We start from the raw sequence: 275 nt of genomic DNA on the forward strand, positions 1-275 counted from the left end.
GTCGCGTTGAGAGATGGAGGTAGACAGATTTACGGAAGTCAGGTTTATACAAATCCTTTGACCCAAAAGAAATTTATTGCACCTCTTGCAGATCCTGATAATGTAGATAAGCGAAGATCGGAAGTAGGATTAGGACCACTGGCAGATTCTGCCATAAAATCGGATATTGTCTGGAACGTAGAAGAATATAAAAAAGAGCTCCCAGAACTTGAAAGAATAACCCGAGAAAAGAAAACCAAGTAAAAAAATACGTGACAGAAGCTAGCGGAAAATGG

The 275-nt window shown here is 39.6% G+C and carries 1 pseudogene; it reads left to right on the plus strand.

Annotated elements, in window-relative coordinates:
- Positions 1-243 (plus strand): annotated as a pseudogene (locus ACWA1B_RS22625) (DUF6624 domain-containing protein); the annotation flags it as partial.
- Positions 244-275 lie beyond the last annotated feature (32 nt).

The organism is Flavobacterium xizangense (assembly GCF_054075145.1).